This window comes from Streptomyces showdoensis, assembly GCF_039535475.1.
In the GTDB taxonomy this organism is placed as follows: domain Bacteria; phylum Actinomycetota; class Actinomycetes; order Streptomycetales; family Streptomycetaceae; genus Streptomyces; species Streptomyces showdoensis.
Window position 1 is genome coordinate 1 of sequence record NZ_BAAAXG010000028.1, and the last position, 15,929, is coordinate 15,929.

General features: G+C 72.7%; 16 protein-coding genes. 7 read left to right on the forward strand and 9 right to left on the reverse strand.

The window, feature by feature from the left end; all coding sequences use genetic code 11:
• Positions 1 to 1,906 precede the first annotated feature (1,906 nt).
• From ABD981_RS34825 to ABD981_RS34835, 3 genes are read right to left on the reverse strand one after another with little or no spacing between them, the layout of a single operon-like run.
• Positions 1,907 to 2,281: a rhodanese-like domain-containing protein gene (locus tag ABD981_RS34825; RefSeq protein ID WP_345530505.1), complete on the reverse strand. Its 375-nt coding sequence runs from the start codon at positions 2,279 to 2,281 to the stop codon at positions 1,907 to 1,909.
• Positions 2,282 to 2,286: 5 nt separating this feature from the next.
• Positions 2,287 to 2,802, reverse strand: a complete 516-nt coding sequence (locus ABD981_RS34830; protein WP_046912107.1) for an HPP family protein — start codon at positions 2,800 to 2,802, stop codon at positions 2,287 to 2,289.
• A gap of 11 nt (positions 2,803 to 2,813) precedes the next feature.
• The gene (locus ABD981_RS34835; RefSeq protein ID WP_123955221.1) at positions 2,814 to 4,373 is read right to left on the reverse strand and encodes a vanadium-dependent haloperoxidase; all 1,560 of its coding nucleotides are present in this window, start codon (positions 4,371 to 4,373) and stop codon (positions 2,814 to 2,816) included.
• Between the two features lie 789 nt (positions 4,374 to 5,162).
• On the opposite strand from ABD981_RS34835, the gene ABD981_RS34840 reads away from it, so the two are divergent.
• The 4 genes from ABD981_RS34840 to ABD981_RS34855 all read left to right on the forward strand — a co-directional run bounded on the left by ABD981_RS34840 (position 5,163) and on the right by ABD981_RS34855 (position 8,713).
• Positions 5,163 to 5,654 carry a hypothetical protein gene (locus ABD981_RS34840; protein ID WP_046912106.1) on the forward strand — a complete coding sequence of 164 codons (492 nt, stop codon included), beginning with the start codon at positions 5,163 to 5,165 and terminating at the stop codon, positions 5,652 to 5,654.
• 103 nt (positions 5,655 to 5,757) lie between these two features.
• Positions 5,758 to 6,909 (forward strand): acyl-CoA dehydrogenase family protein, encoded by a 1,152-nt coding sequence (locus ABD981_RS34845; RefSeq protein WP_046912535.1) that lies wholly within the window; start codon positions 5,758 to 5,760, stop codon positions 6,907 to 6,909.
• Positions 6,910 to 6,937: 28 nt separating this feature from the next.
• Complete coding sequence (locus ABD981_RS34850; RefSeq protein WP_046912215.1) at positions 6,938 to 7,723, forward strand: electron transfer flavoprotein subunit beta/FixA family protein; 786 nt, start codon at positions 6,938 to 6,940, stop codon at positions 7,721 to 7,723.
• Between the two features lie 33 nt (positions 7,724 to 7,756).
• On the forward strand, positions 7,757 to 8,713 hold the full coding sequence (locus ABD981_RS34855; protein WP_046912216.1) for an electron transfer flavoprotein subunit alpha/FixB family protein: 957 nt from the start codon (positions 7,757 to 7,759) through the stop codon (positions 8,711 to 8,713).
• Between the two features lie 97 nt (positions 8,714 to 8,810).
• On the opposite strand, the gene ABD981_RS34860 is transcribed toward ABD981_RS34855, so the two are convergent.
• The 5 genes from ABD981_RS34860 to ABD981_RS34880 all read right to left on the reverse strand — a co-directional run bounded on the left by ABD981_RS34860 (position 8,811) and on the right by ABD981_RS34880 (position 12,896).
• Complete coding sequence (locus ABD981_RS34860; RefSeq protein WP_123955236.1) at positions 8,811 to 9,206, reverse strand: Zn-ribbon domain-containing OB-fold protein; 396 nt, start codon at positions 9,204 to 9,206, stop codon at positions 8,811 to 8,813.
• A 118-nt stretch (positions 9,207 to 9,324) separates the two neighbouring features.
• Positions 9,325 to 10,017 carry a TetR/AcrR family transcriptional regulator gene (locus ABD981_RS34865; RefSeq protein ID WP_046912217.1) on the reverse strand — a complete coding sequence of 231 codons (693 nt, stop codon included), beginning with the start codon at positions 10,015 to 10,017 and terminating at the stop codon, positions 9,325 to 9,327.
• A gap of 89 nt (positions 10,018 to 10,106) precedes the next feature.
• Positions 10,107 to 10,868, reverse strand: coding sequence for an SDR family NAD(P)-dependent oxidoreductase (locus ABD981_RS34870; protein WP_046912218.1), 762 nt, complete (start codon positions 10,866 to 10,868; stop codon positions 10,107 to 10,109).
• Between the two features lie 60 nt (positions 10,869 to 10,928).
• Positions 10,929 to 11,396 carry a GNAT family N-acetyltransferase gene (locus ABD981_RS34875; protein WP_382748076.1) on the reverse strand — a complete coding sequence of 156 codons (468 nt, stop codon included), beginning with the start codon at positions 11,394 to 11,396 and terminating at the stop codon, positions 10,929 to 10,931.
• 354 nt (positions 11,397 to 11,750) lie between these two features.
• A complete protein-coding gene (locus ABD981_RS34880) occupies positions 11,751 to 12,896 on the reverse strand; it encodes an acyl-CoA dehydrogenase family protein (protein ID WP_046912219.1) in 1,146 nt (381 codons plus the stop codon).
• Between the two features lie 128 nt (positions 12,897 to 13,024).
• Between ABD981_RS34880 and ABD981_RS34885 the strand changes: the two genes are divergently transcribed.
• The 3 genes from ABD981_RS34885 to ABD981_RS34895 all read left to right on the forward strand — a co-directional run bounded on the left by ABD981_RS34885 (position 13,025) and on the right by ABD981_RS34895 (position 14,762).
• Complete coding sequence (locus ABD981_RS34885; RefSeq protein WP_046912220.1) at positions 13,025 to 13,630, forward strand: TetR/AcrR family transcriptional regulator; 606 nt, start codon at positions 13,025 to 13,027, stop codon at positions 13,628 to 13,630.
• A gap of 197 nt (positions 13,631 to 13,827) precedes the next feature.
• Positions 13,828 to 14,526 carry a TNT domain-containing protein gene (locus ABD981_RS34890; RefSeq protein WP_240495490.1) on the forward strand — a complete coding sequence of 233 codons (699 nt, stop codon included), beginning with the start codon at positions 13,828 to 13,830 and terminating at the stop codon, positions 14,524 to 14,526.
• Entirely contained in the window at positions 14,523 to 14,762 is a 240-nt protein-coding gene (locus tag ABD981_RS34895; RefSeq protein WP_046912221.1) for a hypothetical protein, read from the forward strand. The genes ABD981_RS34890 and ABD981_RS34895 overlap by 4 nt, the downstream gene beginning before the upstream one ends.
• Before the next feature lie 13 nt (positions 14,763 to 14,775).
• Here the strand turns inward: ABD981_RS34895 and ABD981_RS34900 are convergent, their stop codons facing one another.
• The gene (locus tag ABD981_RS34900; RefSeq protein WP_046912222.1) at positions 14,776 to 15,912 is read right to left on the reverse strand and encodes an XdhC family protein; all 1,137 of its coding nucleotides are present in this window, start codon (positions 15,910 to 15,912) and stop codon (positions 14,776 to 14,778) included.
• Positions 15,913 to 15,929 lie beyond the last annotated feature (17 nt).

Here is a 15,929-nt window from a genome sequence, read left to right on the forward strand (position 1 = left end):
TGACGACTGTAAGTGACTGTACGAGGGTTGTGCATGGAGGAATACAATCGCACGTAGTATAGCAGCGCCATTGCTTCAGCGACACACCGACTGAGCCCCCCCCCCGTGCCCCCCCCCCCCCCCCCCCCCACCCCCCCTCCCCCCCCCCCCCCCCTTACACCCCTCGTTTTTTTTCTGTCCCCTTTGGTGCGCGGATGGTCAGCGGGTGGTGGCTTGTCTGGTTCGGGGGCGCGCGGAGTGGTGCGCCCAAAGGCGCTCGGCGCGCGGGGTGGGTGGCGTCGGTGGCGTATCGGCGTCGTGCGTGTCCGTACGGGCGGTGGACTCCGTGGCGCGCGTTTGCGACGTCGCATCCTGAGGCGCGACGTACGGAGAAGGCGCCCCCGTGACGAGGCCGGCGTCGACGGCTGGGCCCACCCGGAACGGGCGCTCGGCCACGGTGCCCCGGATCGAACGTGCGGCTCAGCTCACCGCAGACCGGACCGGCTCCCTGAGCACCGGTCTCGGGCTCGGCGGCCCCGGCTCGGCCGGTAGCACCCGAACAGGTCGGCTCGCGGCGCCAGGTGCCGGCCCCGGTACGCCGTCGGCAGCCGGGACCCAGCCCTCCGCGGCCCTCCGTCTGGGCCCTCCGACTCAGCCCTATCGTCAGGCCGCGTCGGCGGCAACAGGCGGGCGCCCGCGCATCCCACGCCCGTGGTGCTCTCGCCGGTCAAAGGCGGCTCGTGCGCGGCGTCGGATGCCGCGGCGGGCTCGGTACGGGACAATTATCCGGCGTGTACGAGGACGGTGCACGCCGTTCGCAGCTGGACATTATCTGGTGGCGCGTGTCCGAGCTCCTCACGATCACGAGGTCGCCGCGGTGGCAAGCTGGCGCTCCGTCGCATGTGGTGCGAGCTTCCGCGTGCCGTCGAGGACACAGCATCAGCTCGTGGTCCCCAGTGCTCGTGGAAGTCGCCGTGGCTCGCGCCCGCCTGCGAGGAAGCGGTAGCAGGAGGGACGCGGAGTCCTCACTCGCCGCGTGGCTGCAGGGCCCCAGAGGACGACGAACTCGACGCCCTCGCGGCCGGGCTCGCTCCACGGACTACCAGGGCAGGCTCAAGGGTCTGTGTCGACAGCTCCGTCTGCGACAGGACATCGCGGAAGACGGTGACGTCCGGCACCGGCGCGCGTGACCTCGACGCGCGCCTGGGCGACGACACTGGACGCGGATAGCCGTCGGAGGCCCCAGGCCTGCGGGCCTGTGACGAGCCGTGCGCGCCGATGAGGGAGCCGAACTCCGCCAGGCCGCACGTCGTAGTTGCGCACGGTCAGCGACAGGCCGAGTGCAGCTCGTGCCGGAACGTAACAACAGCGTATGTAGAGGCGAGAGCGCCAGCCGGACCCGGCAGTAGACGACGGTGGCAGCACACACTGGTGCGGCGGGCAAGCGCCCCGTAGGCGCCCTCGCTTTAGCTCCTCGCGGCGATCACCGATCGCGGAAGGCCCACACGAGTCGGGGTGGATGGCAGGCGATGCCAGGGCAGGTGCTCGGCACGGACGTGAGGGCGCTGGCACGCAGCAGCGGACGCCGACGTCCATCTGCTGGGGACAGCAGCCGGCCCGAAATGCGATTAGGGGTGTGCGTCTGCACGTACCGGTACTACCGTTCCAGAGGCATGGCGGACGATCGAGCAGGGATGCGGCGGCGAGTCGTGGTCAGAGGAGCACGTCCTCGCATTTTCTTCTCCGAGACTAGGTCCCGGATCAGACTGCGACATTCGCGCTTACCTCACGATCCCGGCTGCCTGGGTACGGACGCCGTAGCGGGTGAGCGGGCCTGTGTCGGCGCCTCGCGCCCATCAGCCGTCCTTGATGGGCGCGCCGACTCGCCTCCAGACGGTGCGGGCCCGCCGGCGCTTCCTGGAGCCCGCTATCGCCCGCAGCTAGCCCCTGCACGCGTGGCCCCGGTAGAGCGCGTGCACACTTGCGGCCAGTAGCCGGCGCCGCCCACCAGTTTCGCGTGTGCGCCTCCACTGTAGAACACGACGGTGTCGTCGGCGCCGATGCCGTGCCGGCCGAGGAGCTCCGCGAAGGCCTCCGGGCCGATGACGTCGCGGCGTACCGGGTCCTGGAGGTCGCCGGTCCAGTCGAGGCGCACGGCGCCGGGGATGCGGCCCTCGCGGCCGCCGCCGTCGTTGCCGCCGTCGGTGATCTCGACCAGGACGAGGCCGGGGACGGTGCCGGCGGGCTGCCGGAGGTGGTCCTGGAGCGCCTCGGTGCTGACGAGGAGGGTGTCTCGGGTCATCGGGTTCACCACCAGTACGTCGGGTATTTGGCGATCACGCCGGCCTTGGAGGCGATCAGGCCGACGAGGACGAGCAGGACGCTGCCGACCGTGAGCAGGACGAGGAAGCGCAGCGGCGCCGGGTCCTGGAGGACGGCGAGGACGGCGGTGGCGGCGGCCGGGGCGTGGATGGCGCGCAGCAGCAGCATCAGGCCGACGCTGAGGCCGGCGGCGACGGCCGCGACCCACAGCGAGTGGCCGAAGAGGGCGACGGCGGCCAGGCCGAGGACGCCGGAGCCGACCTGGCCGAGGAGGACGCCCCGGGGCTGGGCGGGCGGCAGGGCGGGCGTGCTGCAGATGATCATCGCGGTGGCGGCGAGCGGCGCGATCATCAGGAGGTGGCCGGTGGCCTCGCCGAGCGCCACGAGGACGAGCAGCGAGACGACGGTGACGAGGGTGCCGAGGACGGTGGCCTTGGCGCCCGGGAAGGGCGGGGCGCCGCTGCCCGTCCGGGCCGGGGTCGCGTTCTGGGTCTGGGTCATCGTTCGTCTCCTCAGCGGTGCGTGCCGGTGAAGTAGCACTGGGCCTGGCGGTGGACGACCTTGCCGATCCGGTGGCCCATCTCGATGCCGGGCTCGTTGTCGAAGCTCCAGTGCATGCCGCCGTACACCCGGGAGATGCCGGCCTGCCGGGCGGCCTCGCTGAAGGTGGGCCAGGTGAGGACGGTGTCGGTGCGCGGGGTCAGTCCGGGCTCGACGGTGGAGGCGCCGGCCTTGAATCGGTAGGAGTCGCCGAAGGCGTCGGTGCCGGTGAAGCGGCGCAGGAACTCGGCGGCGGCGCCGGAGAAGGTGCTGTGCCCGGAGACGGTGGCCGGGAACGGCGGCACGGCCACGTAGGCCTGCCAGTCGACGCCGTTCATGGTGACGGTGCCCTGACCGGGGCCGCCCCAGGAGCGGACCTGCTCGCCCCGGCGGTCGTACGGGATGAGGGTGGAGGGGCGCGCGAAGTCGTACTGTGCCTTGACCGCCCAGGAGCCGATGGCGGCGTCGCACTCGGCCATGTTGAGGCCGAAGAACAGCTTGGCGTCCTCGTCGACGTCGTGGCCGTCGCGGGCGGAGACGAAGCGGCCCCACATCTGCTGGGCACCGGGCGGGGTGACGTCGTCGTTCAGCCAGAACTCGGCTATGCACTTCTGCTCGTCCGTCAGGTTCGCGCTGATGTCGAGGAGCTCCTCGATCGCGGCGGTCATCCGGACCGAGGGGTACGCGGGCGGCGCGGCGACCGTGAACTGGTCGGGGCGGCTGAGCGCGAAGGGCTTCATGACGGCGAACTGCGGGGTGAGGTAGCGCTGCGTCTTGCCGCCGACGATCAGCGGGCTCCAGTGCTCGGGCGCGACGACGATCGACGGGTCGAAGGCGCCGGCGGTCTGCGGCGGGTTCTTCGGGACGTAGCCGGTGGTGTCGGTGTATGCGGGGGTGCCGAGCTGGTTGGCGCCGTCGGCGTGCCGGTAGTCGAGGACGGCCTGGGCGGTGCGGCGGCCGATCCACGCGGGGCTGTTGCGGCGCGGGTCGGTGAGCGCCGGGTCGTAGCCGAGGCTGCGCAGCATCGAGTCGATGGCGACCTTGTACTCGGGGAAGAGGTCGAGGAGGGCCAGGTGGGCGGCGTAGCTGACGGCCTCGTTCTTGTTGTCGAGGGTGCGCTCGGCGCGGGGGCGGCGCAGCGAGCCGCCGAAGCGGGTGCCGGTGGCGACGCGGTCGTAACAGGACCAGGCGTCGTAGATGCAGTTGTGGATGATCGCGAGGGCGCGGGCGTTGACGGTGGCGGGGCCGAAGCGGTTTCCGGCGGCCTGGTAGCGGCCGAGGATCGCGTCCATGGCGGCCTGGTTCCAGCGCACCACGACGCTGGGCTCGGCGGCGGCTCCGGGGGCCCTGCGGCCGGTGCGGGTCTCCGCCTCGAACCGTGCGACGGGGGCCGCCGCCCAGGCCGTACTGGTCCCCGAGGCGAGCGCGAAGGCGCCGGCCGCGGCGGCGGAGGCGGTGAGCACCCGGCGCCGGGTCAGCGGCGCGCGGGCCGCGGGGGTGGTCGGGGCGGTGGAGACGGGTCGCTGAGACATCCCTGGATTCCTTCGCGTGTGGTGCGGGGCGGGAGCGGCTGGAACTCTCAAACAGAGTTCGAACAAACCTCAGGCTGGCGAGATCTGATCGCGTGGGGCAACGGCCTATCGGCTTCTTCCATCGGAGGCATGCAAGGAGTCGATGGGCGTCGCCCTGGCCTCGGGGAGTGGCTAGCGTGGGTCGACGCCGGGCGCTGCCGGCCCCGTCGACGGGCGACATCGCCGCGCCCCGGCGGACCGGTCCGCCGCGCCGTCGCACCGCGGCACGGACGGGTACGCCGTACCACCGGAGCACGGCACCCGGTCCCGCCCTCCGGAGCGGGGCGCACCACCGGGGGCCGCGCGCGTTGGCCGGTTCCCACCGGTACCGGGGGCCGATCCGCACCCGTGGGGCGGGGCGGCGGCCCGCGGAGCCGGACGAGCGGGCGGTCCGGGCTGTCCCGAGCGGTCCGAAGGGCCCTCACGGCCGACGGGCACGGAGGGCCCCGCGAGCCCTCCCGGCGGGTCCCCGCGGCTCGTGGCGGCCCCCGCCGGATCGCTCCCCTCGCCCGCGCCGCACACCGCACCCCCCGCCCCGCACGCACCTCCGCACCGCCGACCCGGACTCCCGGGTCCACCCCGGTCATCCCGGCCACCCCGGCCGCCCCCGTTCAGGACGGGCGTCGTGGGCCGCCGGCCGCCGGACGCTCCCCGCAGGACGCGCGGCCCCGGCCGGCCCCCGGGCCGTCGGCGCCGTTCGTCCGCCAAGACCTCACCGATCCCGCACCGATCCGTTTGGAGTGGCCGCGCATGACCGTTTCCTCGCAGCTGACCCCGTCCACCCGTACGTCCGTCACCCCGCCTCCCCCGGCGGCGGCCCCCGCCCTCTTCGACCGGCTCGCGCCGCGCCTGCACCGCCTCGGCCTGGGGCTGCTGCGGGTCGGGCTCGGCGGGGTGTTCGTGTGGTTCGGGGTGCTGAAGGCGATCGGGCTCAGCCCGGCGGCGCAGCTCGTCGTCGACGTGATGCCGTTCGACACGGGCGGCTGGTTCGTACCCGCGCTCGGCTGGGCCGAGATCGTCCTCGGCGCGTGGCTGATCACCGGCCGGGCCCAGGCCCTGCTGCTGCCGGCGCTGGGCGGGCACCTGCTCGGGACCTTCGCCGTGCTGCTCGTCACCCCTCGGCTGGCGTTCGACCACGCCAATCCGCTGCTGCTGACGATGGTGGGCGAGTTCGTGGTGAAGAACGTGGTGCTGCTCGCCGCGGCGGTGGTCCTCACGACGCGCCGACGCACCGCCGGCTGAGCGGTCGGGCCCCCCCGGCCACTAGCATCATGGCACTGAGTGTGTTTTGCTGAGGGTACTCAGTGCCAAAGTGCCACAAGCATTGCTAGGGGAGCCCCAGACCATGGCCAAGGACTTCGACCTGTATCGCCCGTCGGAGGAGCACGACATGCTCCGTGAGACGGTCCGTGCGCTGGCGGAGGCGAAGATCGCGCCGTTCGCCGCGGCGGTGGACGAGGAGGGCCGGTTCCCCCAGGAGGCCCTGGACGCGCTGGTCGCGGCCGACCTGCACGCCGTCCACGTCCCCGAGAGCTACGGCGGCGCCGGCGCCGACGCGCTGGCCACCGTGATCGTGATCGAGGAGGTCGCCCGCGCCTGCGGCTCCTCCTCCCTGATCCCCGCGGTCAACAAGCTGGGCTCGCTCCCGGTCATGCTCTCCGGCTCCGAGGAGCTCAAGGCCAGGTACCTCGGCCCGCTCGCCAAGGGCGACGCGATGTTCTCCTACGCCCTGTCCGAGCCCGACGCCGGCTCCGACGCCGCCGGCATGAAGACCCGCGCCGTCCGCGACGGCGACTTCTGGGTCCTCAACGGCGTCAAGCGCTGGATCACCAACGCCGGCGTCTCCGAGTACTACACCGTCATGGCCGTCACCGACCCCGACAAGCGCTCCAAGGGCATCAGCGCCTTCGTCGTCGAGAAGTCCGACGAAGGCGTCTCCTTCGGCGCCCCCGAGAAGAAGCTCGGCATCAAGGGCTCCCCCACCCGCGAGGTCTACCTCGACAACGTCCGCATCCCCGCCGACCGCATGATCGGCGACGAGGGCACCGGCTTCGCCACCGCCATGAAGACCCTCGACCACACCCGCATCACCATCGCCGCCCAGGCCATCGGCATCGCCCAGGGCGCCCTCGACTACGCCAAGGGCTACGTCAAGGAACGCAAGCAGTTCGGCAAGCCCATCGCCGACTTCCAGGGCATCCAGTTCATGCTCGCCGACATGGCCATGAAGCTCGAAGCCGCCCGCCAGCTCACCTACGCCGCCGCCGCCAAGTCCGAACGGCTCGACGGCGACCTCACCTTCTTCGGCGCCGCCGCCAAGTGCTTCGCCTCCGACGTCGCCATGGAGGTCACCACCGACGCCGTCCAGCTCCTCGGCGGCTACGGCTACACCCGCGACTACCCCGTCGAACGCATGATGCGCGACGCCAAGATCACCCAGATCTACGAAGGCACCAACCAGGTCCAGCGCATCGTCATGGCCCGCAACCTCCCGTAACCACCCGCCCGTTGAAAGGAGACAGGCCGTGACCCTGAAGATCGCTGTCTGTGTGAAGTACGTTCCCGACGCCACCGGCGACCGCGGTTTCGCCGACGACCTGACCGTCGACCGCGACGACGTCGACGGGCTGCTCTCGGAGCTCGACGAGTACGCGGTCGAGCAGGCGCTGCGGATCTCGGAGGAGGCCGACGACGCCGAGGTGACCGTCGTGACGGTCGGCCCCGACGACGCCAAGGACGCGCTGCGCAAGGCGCTGTCGATGGGCGCGGACAAGGCCGTGCACGTCAACGACGAGGACATCCACGGCTCGGACGTCATCGGCACCTCCGCGATCCTCGCGAAGGCCCTGGAGAAGACCGGCTTCGACCTGATCGTCTGCGGCATGGCGTCCACGGACGGCACCATGGGCGTGCTGCCGGCGCTGCTCGCCGAGCGGCTGAACCTGCCGCAGGCGACCCTGCTGTCCGAGGTGTCGGTCGAGGACGGCACCGTGAAGGGCCGCCGCGACGGCGACGCCGCCAGCGAGCAGCTGGAGGCCCCGCTGCCGGCCGTCGTCTCGGTCACCGACCAGTCGGGCGAGGCCCGCTACCCCTCCTTCAAGGGGATCATGGCCGCCAAGAAGAAGCCGGTCGAGGAGCTGGACCTGGACGACCTCGGCATCGACGCCGACGAGGTCGGCCTCGCGGGCTCCTGGACCCTGGTCGAGTCGGCGGACGCCCGCCCGGCCCGTACGCAGGGCACGATCGTCACGGACGAGGGCGAGGGCGGCAAGCAGCTCGCCGCGTTCCTCTCCGCCCAGAAGTTCATCTGATCCACCGTCACCCCACCTCAGGAGCAAGGAATCATGGCTGAGATCCTGGTTCTCGTGGACCACGCCGACGGTGCGGTCCGCAAGCCGGCCCTCGAACTGCTGACCCTGGCCCGCCGGATCGGCGAGCCCTCGGCGGTCGTCCTCGGCGCCGGGGAGGCCGCGGCCTCCCTCGCCGCCAAGGCCGCCGAGTACGGCGCGGCCACCGTGTACGTCGCCGACGGCCCCGAGTTCGACGAGCAGCTCGTCGTGCCGAAGGTCGACGCGCTCACCCAGATCGCGAAGGACAAGGGCGTCGCCGCCGTCCTCGTGACCTCCTCCGGCGAGGGCAAGGAGGTCGCGGCGCGCGTGGCGCTGCGCCTGGGCTCGGGCCTGATCACCGACGCGGTGGAGCTGGAGGCCGGCGCGAACGGCCCGGTCGCCACCCAGTCGGTCTTCGCCGCCTCGTACCAGGTGAAGTCGGCCGTCTCGCACGGCGTTCCGGTCATCACCGTCAAGCCGAACTCCGCCGCCCCGGAGACCGCTCCGGCCGCGGGCGCGGTCGAGAACGTCTCCGTCGCCTTCACCGGCAACGCGGCCAGGGTCGTCTCGCGCACCCCGCGGGTCTCCACCGGCCGCCCGGAGCTGACCGAGTCGGCGATCGTGGTCTCCGGCGGCCGCGGCGTCGGCGCGGCCGAGGGCTTCGCGGTCGTGGAGAAGCTGGCGGACTCGCTCGGCGCGGCCGTCGGCGCCTCGCGCGCCGCGGTGGACGCGGGCTGGTACCCGCACTCCAACCAGGTGGGCCAGACCGGCAAGCAGGTCTCCCCGCAGTTGTACGTCGCGGCGGGCATCTCCGGTGCCATCCAGCACCGGGCCGGCATGCAGACCTCGAAGACGATCGTCGCGGTCAACAAGGACGCGGAGGCCCCGATCTTCGACCTGGTCGACTACGGCGTCGTCGGCGACCTGTTCGAGGTGCTGCCGCAGCTGACGGACGAGATCGGCGCGCGCTGACGCCCGACCGGCACCGACCGGCACCGACCGGCACCGACCGGCACCATGCGAAGGGGGCGGGTGGCACTCTGTGCCACCCGCCCCCTTCGCATGCCGTTCAGAACCAGCCGTCCAGCGCGACCTCCTCGCAGAGCCGGACGACCGGCCTGCGTCCCGCGCCGAGGGTTCCGGGGGCGAGCCTGACCCGGACTCCGGGGCGCACGGCGTGCGGCGGTCCGTCGACCCGGCAGCGCACCACGAAGCCCTCGGCCATGTGTACCGGCCAGAGGTCGGCCTCGGCGGCGGTGAAGCCGCGCCGCACCGATATCACGCCTTCCCCCGCGCTGAGTTCGGGGGCGAGGTCGGTCGACCCGCAGGTCGGGCAGAGCAGGCGCTGGAAGGTGGTGGTGTGGCACCAGCGGCAGCGCTGGAAGTGGAGCTCGGGCTCGGCGGCCGATTCCTCGACGAGGACGGCGGTCCCGCTGCGCAGACCCGTGGATCCGGTGTGGAACACGATGCTTCTCCTTGCACTCGGCGGCTCAACCGTGCATGGAGCAAAGGTATGGCACTCAGTGCCAGTAAATAAAGACCTGAGTTCCCTCAATTGACGATACTGAGATCCCCGCGAGTCCCTAGCTTTCCCCCAGGCTCGACTCGACCTCGCGCACCACGCGCCACATCGGGGTGGACCGCTTGGTGATCACCACGACCACGTCGTCGTCGGCCCCGGCCGGTGCCGCGGCGTCCGGGCTCCAGGTCTCCCTGACGAACTCCAGGGCCCGGTCCACCTCGGCCAGCGGGTCGCCCTCGCCGCCCGAGCGCAGCCAGTGGCGCAGCGCGTGGTTGTGCGCGGCGACGACGGCGGCCGCGACCACGTTGGCCCGCAGGGTGCCGTCGCGGCGGTCGGCGAACCGGGTGCGCAGGTAGTCGCCGAGGGTCTTCTCGTACCGCCAGACCACCGACAGCTCGTACGTCCGCAGGCCGGTCACCTCGCGGGTGAGGCGGTAGCGCTGGACGGAGAAGGTGGGGTTCTCGGCGTACATCCGCATGACGAGCCGGGTGGCCTCGCAGACCCGGACCAGCGGGTCGTCGGTGTCCGCGCTGGCGGCGAGGAACTCGGTCATGTCGGCCAGGCTCTGCTCGTGGTCGGGGAAGACCACGTCCTCCTTGGACGGGAAGTACCGGAAGAAGGACCGCCGGCCCACCCCGGCCGTCTTCACGATGTCGTCGATCGTGGTCTGCTCGTAGCCGCGTTCCAGGAAGAGCTGGAAGGCCGCCGCGACGAGGGAGTCACGCATCGAGGGCTTGGCGGGGTGGGTGCTCATACCCCGAAACCTAGCACTCGGATCCCTCGTGCGGCGGCACTTGGTGCCACCCCCGTGGTCAGGGGCGGTCGGAGGCGGTCAGGGAGCGGTCAGCGGGCGGCCATGCGCAGGGCGCCGTCCATCCGGATGGTCTCGCCGTTGAGGTAGTCGTGCTCGGCGATCATGGTCACCAGGCGGGCGTACTCCTCGGGACGGGCGAGCCGCTGCGGGAAGGTGACGCTCGCGGCGAGCCCGGCCCGGACCTCCTCGCTGAAACCGGCCATCATCGGGGTGTCGACGATGCCGGGGGCGACCGTGACGACCCGGATGCCGAACTGGGCGAGGTCGCGCGCGGCGGTGACCGTCATCCCGGCGACGCCGGCCTTGGAGGCCGCGTACGCGATCTGGCCGACCTGCCCCTCGAAGGCGGCGATGGAGGCGGTGTTGACGACGAGTCCGCGCTGCCCGTTCCCGTCGGGCTCCCGGCGGGCGATGGACTCGGCGGCCAGGCGCATCACGTTGAAGGTGCCGACCAGGTTGACGTCCAGGACGGCCCGGAAGAGCGCGAGGTCGTGCGGCCCCTTGCGGCCGAGGATCCGCGCGGAGGGCGCGATGCCCGCGCAGTTGACCGCGAGCCGGAGCTCGGCCCCGTCCTCGTCGATCCGCGCGAGCGCCGCCCGGACCTGCTCCTCGTCGGTGACGTCGGCGGCGACCAGGGTGACCCCGTCCGGCCCCGCCGGAGCGCCCGCGACGGCCTTGTCGAGGTCGAGGCCGTAGACGGTGGCCCCCTTCGCGGCGAGCGCGGCGGCGGTGGCGGCCCCGAGCCCCGAGGCGGCACCGGTGACGAGTGCGGCGGAACCAGCGATGTCCATGGATCTCCTTGTGTGGGCGTGCGTGGTGCGGGGGTGCGTCGTGTGCGTCCGTGCGTCCGTCTACAGCGGCCGGCTCATGAAGAGGGCGGTCTCGCCCTCGCTCGCCGTCCCCCGGTAGAGGGTGGTGTCGAGCCCGCAGAGCTCGAACCCCATCCGGCGGTACGCGCGGACGGCGGGCACGTTCAGGTTGGTGACCTCGAGCCACGCGGTGCGCGCGCCGCGCCGCAGTCCGTGGGCACAGGCGCGTTCCATCAGGACCGCGCCGATGCCGGTGCCGCGGTGGCCGGGCGCCACGGCGATGGTGTCGACGACGAGCCGCCGGTTCCACTGCTCCACCCGGACGGCGACGAAGCCGCAGACCCGTCCACCGGCGACGGCGACCTCGACGTGCAGCCCGTCGAAGGGGTGGTCCTCGTCGTCGCCGTCACCGTCGTCGTCCTCGTCGTCCGGGAAGACCTTCACCAGGGGTGGGTCGACCGGGGTCTCGCGGAGCCGGAAGCCCTCGGGCCCGGCCTCGACCTCGTACACCCGGTCGGTCGTGAACGAGTCGTCGATCGCCTCGATCGCCGCCCGGTCGGCGGGCTCCGCCGGCCGGTAGACGACCGGCGGAGCGGACTCCGTGGCGGGGCTGCTTCCCTTCCCAGAGCTTCGCAGTGGCCTTACCGCTTTCTTCCGTCTCGAACTCGAACACGGCCGCCGTCCCGTTGGGCCGGCCGAACTCCGCGGCGGCCGTCTCGAAGAAGATCGCACCGCGCCGGTGCGCGGTGCCCGCCTCGTCGAAGCGGCCGACGCCGGAGCCGTGCCAGGTGACGGTGGAGCCGCCCTGCCCCATGATGACGCCCTGGCCGACGCAGGTCGGGGTGGCCAGGCAACCGGAACGGGTCAGGCCTTCAGCTGGCGGCTGATGACGAGCCGCTGGATCTGGTTGGTGCCCTCGAAGATCTGCATGATCTTGGCCTCGCGCATGTACCGCTCGACCGGGAAGTCCCGGGTGTAGCCGTAGCCGCCGAGCACCTGGACGGCGTCGGTGGTGACCTTCATCGCCGTGTCCGTGGCGATCAGCTTGGCCGCGCTGGCCTGGCGGCTGAAGGGGCGGCCCAGGTCACGGCGGCGGGCCGCGTCGAGGTAGGTGGCGCGGGCCGCGTCGACGGCGGCGGCCATGTCGGCGAGGAGGAAGCCCAGGCCCTGGTGGTCGACGATCTTGCGGCCGAAGGTGCTGCGCTCGTTGGCGTACGCGACGGCGGCGGACAGCGCGGCCTGGGCCAGGCCGGTGGCGCAGGCGGCGATGCCGAGGCGGCCGGAGTCGAGGGCGCTGAACGCGATCTGGAGGCCCTGCCCCTCGTCGCCGATGCGCCGGTCGGCCTCGACCAGGGCGCCGTCCCAGTGGGCGGAGGTGGTGGGGACGGCCTGGAGGCCCATCTTGCGCTCGGGCTTGCCGAAGCCGAGGCCCTCGGTCTCGCCGGGGGCGAGGAAGCAGGAGATGCCGTGGCTGCCGGGCGCGGTGCGGGCGAAGAGGGCGTAGAAGCCGGCCTTGCCGCCGTGCGTGATCCACGCCTTGTTGCCGGTGACGCGGTAGGCGGTGCCGTCCTCGGTGAGCTCGGCCTTGCAGGAGAGCGCGGCGGCGTCGGAGCCGGCCTGGGGCTCGGAGAGGCTGTAGCCGCCGATGAGCCGGCCCTCCAGCATCCCGGGCAGCCAGCGCTCCTTCTGCTCGGGCGTGCCGAAGGAGTGCAGCGGGTGGCAGGCGAGGGTGTGGACGCTGGTGGCCACGGCGACGGCGGCCCAGCGGGCGGCGAGCTCTTCCAGGACCTGGAGGTACACCTCGTACGGCTGGCCCCCGCCGCCGAACTCCTCGGGGTACGCGAGACCGAGCAGACCGGCCTCGCCGAGGGTCGCGAACAGGCCTTCCGGGTACGTCTCGGCGGCCTCGTGCTCGTCGGCCCGGGGCGCCAGCTCCTTGTCGGCGATCTCCCGAGTGAGGGCGATGAGGTCCGCGGCTTCGGGGGTGGGAAGCAGGCGGTCGACATCCATGGCGACTCCAGTCAGGACGCGAGCTGATAGCGAAACGGTACTGCGAGGGGTACGGCAGTACCGGTGAGAGTAGCGCAGATGGGTGTAGGAGTAACCCCCCGAACGGGTCGACCCGGCATACTGTCCGGGTGATCGAGACCTCAGCCGCCGACGCACCCAAGCTCACGGGCCGGGGCGCCGCCCGCCGCTCCGAGCTCTTCGAGAAGCTGGTGACGCTGCTCGTCGGCGAGGGCTTCGCCCAGCTGACCCTGGACGATCTCGCCGCCCGGCTGCACTGCTCCAAGCGCACCCTGTACGGCCTGGCCGGCAGCAAGGAGCAGCTGGTCCGGGCCGCAGTGGTCCACTTCTTCCGGCGTGCGACCGGCCGCGTCGAGGCGGTGCTGGCCGCCGCGACCGGCCCCGCCGAGCGCCTCGCCGCCTACCTGCGGGCCGTCTCGGCCGAGCTGGCACCGGTCTCGCCGCGCTTCTTCGACGACGTGGCCGCCTTCGAGCCGGCCGCCGAGGTGTACGAGCGCAACACCCGCGCCGCGGCCGGCCGGGTCCAGGAGCTCATCGAGGAGGGGGTGACCGCGGGGGTCTTCCGCGAGGTGCACGTCAGCTTCGCCGCCGACGTCATCTCCTCCGTCATGGTCCGCATCCAGCGCCGCCAGGTCGCCTCCGCCACCGGTCTCGCCGACGCCGAGGCCTACGACCAGCTGGCGGAGCTGCTGCTGAACGGGCTGCGCCGGGGATAGCCGGGGCGCCGCCGTTCGAGGTCGGCGCCCGGGGGTTCCGGGCGGGGCGCGGGGTCCGCGACCGGGCGCGCCCCCGGTCGCCGCCGCCCCGAGGGCCGGACATGGCCGGATCCCGCCCCGGTTCGATCACTCTGCGCTGATGATCCACTACCGTGTGCCGCGCATGCCGTCCGTCCCCGTCCTGAGGAGACCTCCGCGTGGAGCGCAGCCGTACCGCCCTGAGAATCCGGGCCGTTCTCGCCGCCCTCGGCGTCACCGCCGCCCTCGCCACCGCGCCCGCCGCGGCCGAGACCGCCCCCGCCCACGCCCCCGCGCCCCGGGCGAAGGCCGCGCCGCACGAGCCGTGCACCGGCGAGTTCGAGGGCGACAAGCGGCTCGGGCCGAAGTACCTGCCGAAGAAGTGGCAGCAGCCCGTCGGCCCGCTGCTGAGGAACTACCACCGCATCGGCCGGCTCTCCTCCGCCGACTTCCTCAAGAAGTACTGGGAGGGCCCGGCCGACACCGGCAGCTGGAAGTACCCGCCGAACGACGGCTTCGGCGAGGTCAACGGGCACGTCGACAAGGCGCCCGAGCTGCTGGAGGAGGGCGAGCGGCTCGACCGGTTCGGCTCCGAGTACGGCTCCTACCTGGCTCCCGCCGGCGACGCCTACGCCAAGCGCGCGCTGCCCCCGCAGAACCTCAACACCCGCGAGGCGGCCTTCGTCTGCGACTACCACCTGTACGAGGTGACGAGGGAGTTCGTGGTCTGGGAGGGCTCCATCGCCCCCTGGTTCGAGCAGCCCGGCGGCGGCCGCCAGATCAAGCTGGACGCGGCCTTCCTGAACCCGGGCGACGGGCAGCGGCTCAACGTCAAGTGGCTGCTCGACAACGGCTATCTGGTACGTCTGGACGCGTGACCGCACGCGCACGGCTCGCACGGGCACTCCGGGAGGCCGGGGTGCCCGACGAGCTCTACTGGATCGAGGGCGCGCACGAGCCCGCGCCCACCCCGCCGGACTTCGTCTATCTGCGGGCCTCGCCGGACGGGGCCGGCTGGGAGACCGGCGTGTACGAGCGCGGCGCCCACCACCCGGTGGCCCGGCACGCGACGGAGGCGGCGGCCTGCGCCCACCTCCGTGCCCTCGCGCTCTAGCAGGCCGTGAGGCTCAGGCCACCGAGCCGATCCGGCCCAGCGGTTCCCGCGGGCCGTCGTGGTGGATCGGGGTGTGCGCCCCGGTGAGCGCGGCTCCGCTGCCGCCGCGGCGGTTGGCGACGATCTCCGCGCCGATGGACAGCGCGGTCTCCTCCGGCGTACGGGCGCCGAGGTCGAGGCCGATCGGGGAGCGCAGCCGGGCGAGTTCGAGCTCGGTGACGCCGACCTCGCGCAGCCGCTTGTTGCGGTCCTCGTGGGTGCGGCGGGAGCCCATGGCGCCGACGTACGCGACGGGGAGCCTGAGCGCCGCCTGGAGCAGCGGGACGTCGAACTTGGCGTCGTGGGTGAGGACGCACAGCACCGTGCGGGCGTCGACCTCGGTGGACGCCAGGTAGCGGTGCGGCCAGGCGACGACGATCTCGTCGGCCTCGGGGAAGCGCAGCTCGGTGGCGAAGACCGGGCGGGCGTCGCAGACGGTGACGTGGTAGCCGAGGAACTTGCCGACCCGGACCAGTGCGGAGGCGAAGTCGATGGCTCCGAAGACGATCATGCGCGGGGCGGGGACGGAGGACTCCACGAGGAGGGTCAGCGGCTGTCCGCAGCGGCTGCCGTCCTCGCCGATCTCCACGGTCCCGGTGCGGCCGGCGTCCAGCATCGCGCGGGCCTCGGCGGCGGCGGTGCGGTCGAGCTCGGGGTGGCCGCCGAGGAGGCCCTCGTACGAGCCGTCGGGGTGGACCAGGAGCGCCCGGCCCATCAGGTCCTCGGGTCCGTCGACGATCCTGGCGAGGGCCGCCGCCTCCCCCGTGGTGGCGGCGGCGAGCGCGGCGGGGTAGACCCCGCCGCGGACCGGGGTGACGAGGATGTCGATGATGCCGCCGCAGGTCAGGCCGACCGCGAAGGCGTCCTCGTCGCTGTAGCCGAAGCGCTCGACGACCGTGCGGCCGTCCTCCAGCGCCTGCCGGCACAGCTCGTAGACGGCGCCCTCCACACATCCGCCGGAGACGGATCCGATCGCCGTGCCGTCGCTGTCGACGGCGAGTGCGGCGCCCGGCTGCCGGGGCGCGCTCCCGCCGACCGCCACCACGGTGGCGACGGCGAACTCGCGTCCCTGCTCGACCCACCGGTGCAGCTCTTCGGCGATGTCCAGCATCTCGAACTCCTCGGATT